Here is a 6215-nt window from a genome sequence, read left to right on the forward strand (position 1 = left end):
AAGCTGGAAAAAGCACAGAGGTGGTTCAGGAAGTATGGTATATGGAGTATTGCCCTTTCCCGCCCGCTTGGAATAGGGAATTATATTTCATATGCTTCAGGACTAAGTAAAGTCAATAAGATTAAATTTGGATCCCTTACGTTCATTGGCATCTTCCCGGTAACCTTTATTATGCTCATATTCGGAAAGAATGGGCATTTGGAGTCCGTACAGTCCTTGATCAGCAGTGTCCAGAATTATATTTTTATCGGTGGTGCTCTTCTATTAATCATCTTCATCGGATATAAATTTCTCAATACAACCAGGAAAAGGAAAAATAAAAACATACCCAGTAAAGAGGTTCCAGCCAAAGATGGATAAAAAAGGTCATTCATAGCTGGATATCCTTAACAATTCGTCCCGTATTTATTTAGGGGACGAGTTGTTATGTGCGAGGTGGCCTCGGCTTTTCGATTGTCCAGCTCCGGCGGCTAGAGACTCGAGACATAAGCCATGCCATCCAAAAAGGCAAAGAGCGCCTTTATGGCTGCCCTGTCTTATGCTTGTCGCCTCTGGGCGAGCCGCCTCCGCTTTTCTGTGTCCAGCTCCGAGGCTTAGAGGCATATGTCATAATCAAACAAGCCAAGAAGGCAAAGAACGCCTTCATGGCCGGTTCGTCTTATGCCACCCGTCTCTGAGCAAAGCCCCTCCGCTTTTCTGTGTGCTTCTTTTTCTTTGATTATGTTATAATGAATAGTTGAGATTAGTAGAATTAGCATGAAAGGTTTGATTCGAACCATGACACAATATACGCCGATGATCAGGCAGTATTTACAGGTGAAGGCAGATTATCAGGATGCCTTTTTATTTTTTCGTTTAGGTGATTTTTATGAGATGTTCTTTGAAGATGCAATTTCTGCATCACAGGAACTTGAAATAACGTTAACGAGCCGTGACGGCGGCGGTGAAGAGAGAATTCCGATGTGCGGGGTTCCGTATCATTCAGCACCAAATTACATAGAACAATTGATTGATAAAGGCTATAAGGTTGCCATATGCGAACAGACGGAGGACCCTAAGCACGCAAAAGGGGTCGTCCGCAGGGAAGTGGTGCAGCTCGTCACTCCCGGTACTGTCATGGACGGAAAAGGATTGAACGACAAGGAAAACAATTATATTGTTTCCGTGACACCTTTTGACGATCATACTTTCGGTCTTTCATACAGTGATCTCACTACTGGGGAATCAAAAGTGACCCTTGTGACTGAAGGAATTCATTCCTTATTAAATGAATTATCCACCGTGGGAGCGAAAGAAGTTGTGCTTCCAACCGGTATTGACGAGGAAATTCAAAAAAAGATCAATGAAAGAAATGAGCTGACTCTTTCATTTGAGCCGGAAAGCAAAATAGACCCTTCATTTTCCCATCTGCTTCTGAGCCTTGAGCAGGATAAACTGAAGGAGGCAGCCGCACGTCTCTTTCAGTATCTGTTCCGGACACAGAAAAGAAGTCTCGATCATTTGCAGGAAGTAGAGACCTATCATATTTATCAATACATGAAGATGGATTATTACTCGAAACGAAATCTGGAATTAACGGAGACGATCCGTTCAAAAGGAAAGAAAGGTTCACTTTTATGGCTGCTTGATGAAACCATGACGGCCATGGGTGCCCGCCTCCTTAAACAATGGGTTGACCGTCCCCTTATTCAATTAAATGAAATTAAAAAGCGGCAGTCGGTTGTTGAAGTTCTCCTGGAAAGCTTCTTTGCGAGGCAGGACCTCAGGGAACGTCTGAAAGAAGTATATGATCTGGAACGTTTAGCAGGCAGGGTAGCTTTCGGTAATGTTAACGCACGGGATCTTATCCAGTTGAAAAAATCACTTCAGCAGGTACCCGTACTCAGACACCTTGTAGAGACTATGGAAAATAATGTGACAGATGAACTCGTTTCTGAACTGGATCCATGTGAAGATCTGACGGATATTCTGGAGCAGGCTTTGGTGGAAAACCCCCCTCTTACAATTAAGGAAGGCAGTATAATCAGGGACGGTTATCATGAAGAACTTGATCAGTACCGTGATGCAAGTAGAAACGGAAAAAGCTGGATCGCAGAGCTTGAACGTAAAGAAAGGGAGCGTACAGGGATCCGCTCTTTGAAAGTAGGTTTTAATCGCGTTTTTGGATATTATATCGAAGTGACAAAAGCCAATCTCAACCATTTAGAAGAAGGACGTTATGAAAGGAAACAAACATTAACAAATGCAGAACGCTTCATAACACCGGAACTAAAGGAGAAGGAAGCCCTTATTCTGCAAGCGGATGAGAAGTCCGTAGACCTTGAGTATGATCTATTTACAGGGATTCGCGAAACAGTAAAGGAGTTCATACCCCGTCTACAGAAATTAGCAAGGCTGGTAAGTGAACTCGACGTTCTTCAATGTTTTGCAACGGTAAGTGAGAAAAGGCATTACAATAAGCCTTCTTTTAACAATGACCGAAAGATCATACTTAAAGATGGACGTCATCCGGTCGTAGAAAAAGTCATGGGTGCACAGGAATATGTCCCTAACGACTGCTATATGGATACAGAACGTGAAATGCTGTTGGTCACTGGTCCCAATATGTCAGGTAAAAGTACGTATATGCGACAAATCGCATTGACATCGATCCTTGCGCAGATCGGTTGTTACGTACCTGCAGGAAAAGCGGACCTGCCTATTTTTGATCAGGTATTCACGCGTATCGGAGCTGCGGATGATCTTATTTCAGGGCAAAGTACATTCATGGTTGAAATGCTTGAAGCTAAAAATGCGATTGTCAATGCAACCCAGCAGAGTTTGATCTTATTCGATGAAATTGGCAGGGGAACATCCACATATGATGGAATGGCACTTGCACAGGCAATCATTGAATATATACATGAAAATATTGGTGCAAAAACACTGTTCTCCACTCATTATCATGAATTGACCATTCTGGAAGATGAATTGAACAAAGTGAAAAATGTTCATGTAAGTGCAATGGAACAAAACGGCAAGCTTGTTTTCCTGCACAAAATCAAAGAAGGTGCGGCGGACAAGAGTTATGGCATCCATGTAGCAGAACTCGCCGACCTGCCTCATGAACTGATCAAGCGTGCCAATGAAATATTAATTCAGTTAGAGGATAAAGAAGAGAGGCTGTCATTTAACAATCCGGAAGCATCAGCCGCCAAAGAGCCTGAAAGGCAGGGGGGCAGCGAGGAGCTTGCCCAGCTATCCTTTTTCCAAACAGAAAAAACCAAACCGAAGGAATCAGCTGTGACATCTAAAGAAAAGAAATTACTGGATGAAATCAAAAAGCTCGAAATTCTTGACATGACCCCGCTGGATGCGTTGAACACACTGTATGGAATCCAAAAAAAGATAAAAAGCTAAAGGAGGAGAAAACGTGGCAAAAATCTTTCAACTTGATGACTCGCTTTCTAACAAAATAGCAGCAGGCGAGGTTGTTGAAAGGCCCGCCTCAGTTGTAAAAGAACTGTTGGAAAATAGTATCGATGCGAATGGAAAGGTGATTGAAATATACATCGAAGAAGCTGGCCTTAATTCCATCCGCATCATTGATAATGGTGATGGGATTGAAGAGGAAGATGTAAAAACTGCTTTCAGGCGCCATGCTACCAGCAAGATAAAAGATGAGAATGACCTGTTCCGCATCCGCACCCTCGGGTTCAGGGGAGAAGCCCTGCCAAGTATCGCCTCAGTCTCTCACTTCACTTTGAGAACAAGTACCGGTGATGGGCCGGGCACATCCATTGAGCTTCAAGGCGGAGTGATTAAGAATTTTGAGAAATCATCATCCAGAAAAGGTACTGACATTACGGTATCACAAATTTTCTATAATACACCTGCCCGGTTGAAGTATTTAAAGACCATCCATACAGAGCTTGGGAATATAAGTGATGTTGTAAATCGTATTGCCCTTGCCCACCCGGAAGTTTCTATTAAACTTCTGCATAATGGAAAGTCACTTCTTCATACGAATGGCAACGGTGATGTCCTCCAAGTGTTGGCGGCAATATACGGAGTAGGAATCGCCAAGAAAATGGTTCCCATTGAGGAGAGTACCCTTGATTTCCGGATAAACGGGTTTGTTTCCCTCCCGGAGATAACGCGTGCATCCAGAAATTATATATCCACGATGATCAATGGGCGGTTCATTAAGAATTATGCACTGGCAAAAGCTATAGGCGAGGGGTATCATACACTGCTGCCGATCGGCAGGCATCCAATTGTACTATTGAATATTGAAATGGATCCCGTACTTGTGGATGTGAACGTGCATCCTTCCAAAATGGAAGTCCGTATAAGTAAAGAAAGTGAATTAAATTCGCTTGTGACTGAAGGAATAAAAAATGTCTTTAAACAAAAAGAACTGATTCCTTCAGGACTAACCCTTCCAAAAGCCTCGAGAGCAAAGACGGAACAGACCTTTATGAAATTGGATCATAACACGATACACGAAAAAACAGATCAACATACTTCTGGATGGTCTGTAAGTGAGAAAGGTGTTACAAAACAATTAGAACAAAATCTTTATGATCCGGATGAGAAAGTAAAAAAACCTGATAACTCCACATCAAAAGAGATAAAGAAAACATACGAAGGTAATGTGAGCGAGAATGAAGTGATTCACAAGTCCCGATTTGAAGAAGATCACGGGGAACTTTCAGAAACCCCAAGGGTTCCGCCGTTATATCCTTTGGGGCAAATGCATGGAACATACATTTTTGCGCAAAATGATCAGGGTTTGTATATCATTGATCAGCATGCTGCACAGGAACGCATCAAGTATGAATTCTTTAAAGAAAAAGTGGGGCATGTAGCTAAGGAGCTTCAAGAGCTGTTAGTGCCGTTAACATTGGAATATTCAACAGATGAGTATATTAAAATCATTGAAAACCAGGAAGCTCTCGAAGAGGTCGGCGTCTTCCTTGAAGGTTTTGGCTATAACAGTTTTATTGTTCGTTCTCATCCACAGTGGTTCCCAAAAGGAAAAGAAAAAGAAACAATTGAAGAAATGATTCAACAAGTACTCAGTATGAATAAGGTGGATATAAGGAAATTGCGAGAGGAAGCAGCGATTATGATGAGCTGTAAAGGATCGATTAAGGCGAACCATCATTTGCGTAATGATGAGGTCCTTGCCCTGCTTGATGAATTGAGAAGGACGAGCGATCCTTTCACCTGTCCGCATGGACGTCCCATTATTATTCACTATTCCACCTATGAAATGGAAAAAATGTTCAAACGAATAATGTAGGAAACTAAAACGAAGTCTGGTTCTATTCCAGACTTCGTTTTTTCAGGTTAATTAAATTACTATAAAAGTGTTATGTAAACTAAACGATATTTAAAATATCCAAATTAACCAACTAAATAAATGTTGAATTATTTCATTTTTAGTGTAAAATTACACAAAAAGGGATTGGTTGGAGGAGTTGGAAATGTTTATTAAAGTTATAAAGAATAAAAGTTTCTTCATTATTCTTCTTTTACTACTCGTATATTCAGCAGTGTTTACTTTAGTGCTTACAGACAAGCGAGATGAAAATGTCATCACGGATGTCGGCCGATTGATGCCGATTAAAATCAAAAAACTGATAAAGGACAAGGAAGAAGATAGTATGATTGAAACAATTAAGGATGCGAACGAAAAAGATTTAAAGATATCGATTGCAGGAAAACGTCACAGCCAGGGAGGGCATACTTATTATCCCGATGGCATTGTATTGGATATGACGGAATATAATCAGGTTCTTGATGTTGATCCTGATAAAAAAACTATTCACGTACAAAGCGGGGCGACTTGGGATGATATCCAAAAGGCTATCAATCCACATGGATTATCAGTGAAAGTGATGCAATCTCAAAATATATTCACCATCGGAGGTTCTCTATCTGTAAATGTTCATGGCAGGGATATTCGGAATGGATCATTAATTGAGACAGTCAATTGGTTCCGCTTGTTGAAACCTGATGGGAAGGTAATAAAGGTATCCAGGGATGAAAATAGTGAATATTTTCCTTTAGTAATAGGAGGTTATGGTCTCTTTGGTGTCATCTTGGATGTAGAGCTTCAATTAACTAAAGATGAGTTATATACAATGAGAACTAATGAAATCTCATACGTTAAATACCCTGAATATTTTAACAAACATGTTTTGTCGGATGATAAGGTGAAAATGCAT

Annotated in this window: 4 protein-coding genes; all 4 read left to right on the forward strand. The window is 41.0% G+C overall.

The window, feature by feature from the left end; genetic code table 11:
- The coding region (locus HP456_RS18230; protein ID WP_172253730.1) for a DedA family protein at positions 1 to 360 on the forward strand (360 nt) is incomplete at its 5' end.
- A gap of 417 nt (positions 361 to 777) precedes the next feature.
- Positions 778 to 3399 (forward strand): DNA mismatch repair protein MutS, encoded by a 2622-nt coding sequence (gene mutS, locus HP456_RS18235; RefSeq protein WP_172253736.1) that lies wholly within the window; start codon positions 778 to 780, stop codon positions 3397 to 3399.
- Positions 3400 to 3412: 13 nt separating this feature from the next.
- Entirely contained in the window at positions 3413 to 5287 is a 1875-nt protein-coding gene (mutL, locus tag HP456_RS18240) for a DNA mismatch repair endonuclease MutL (protein ID WP_172253732.1), read from the forward strand.
- A 184-nt stretch (positions 5288 to 5471) separates the two neighbouring features.
- A partial coding sequence (locus HP456_RS18245) for an FAD-binding oxidoreductase (protein WP_172253734.1) occupies positions 5472 to 6215 on the forward strand: 744 nt, incomplete at its 3' end.

The sequence above is a fragment of the Bacillus haikouensis genome, assembly GCF_013179555.1.
Classification (GTDB): Bacteria; Bacillota; Bacilli; order Bacillales; family Bacillaceae_B; genus Rossellomorea; species Rossellomorea haikouensis_A.

Bases quoted from the DNA above. Each gene is read 5' to 3' on its own strand.
- mutS (WP_172253736.1), top strand. From the start codon at position 778: ATGACACAATATACGCCGATGATCAGGCAGTATTTACAGGTGAAGGCA.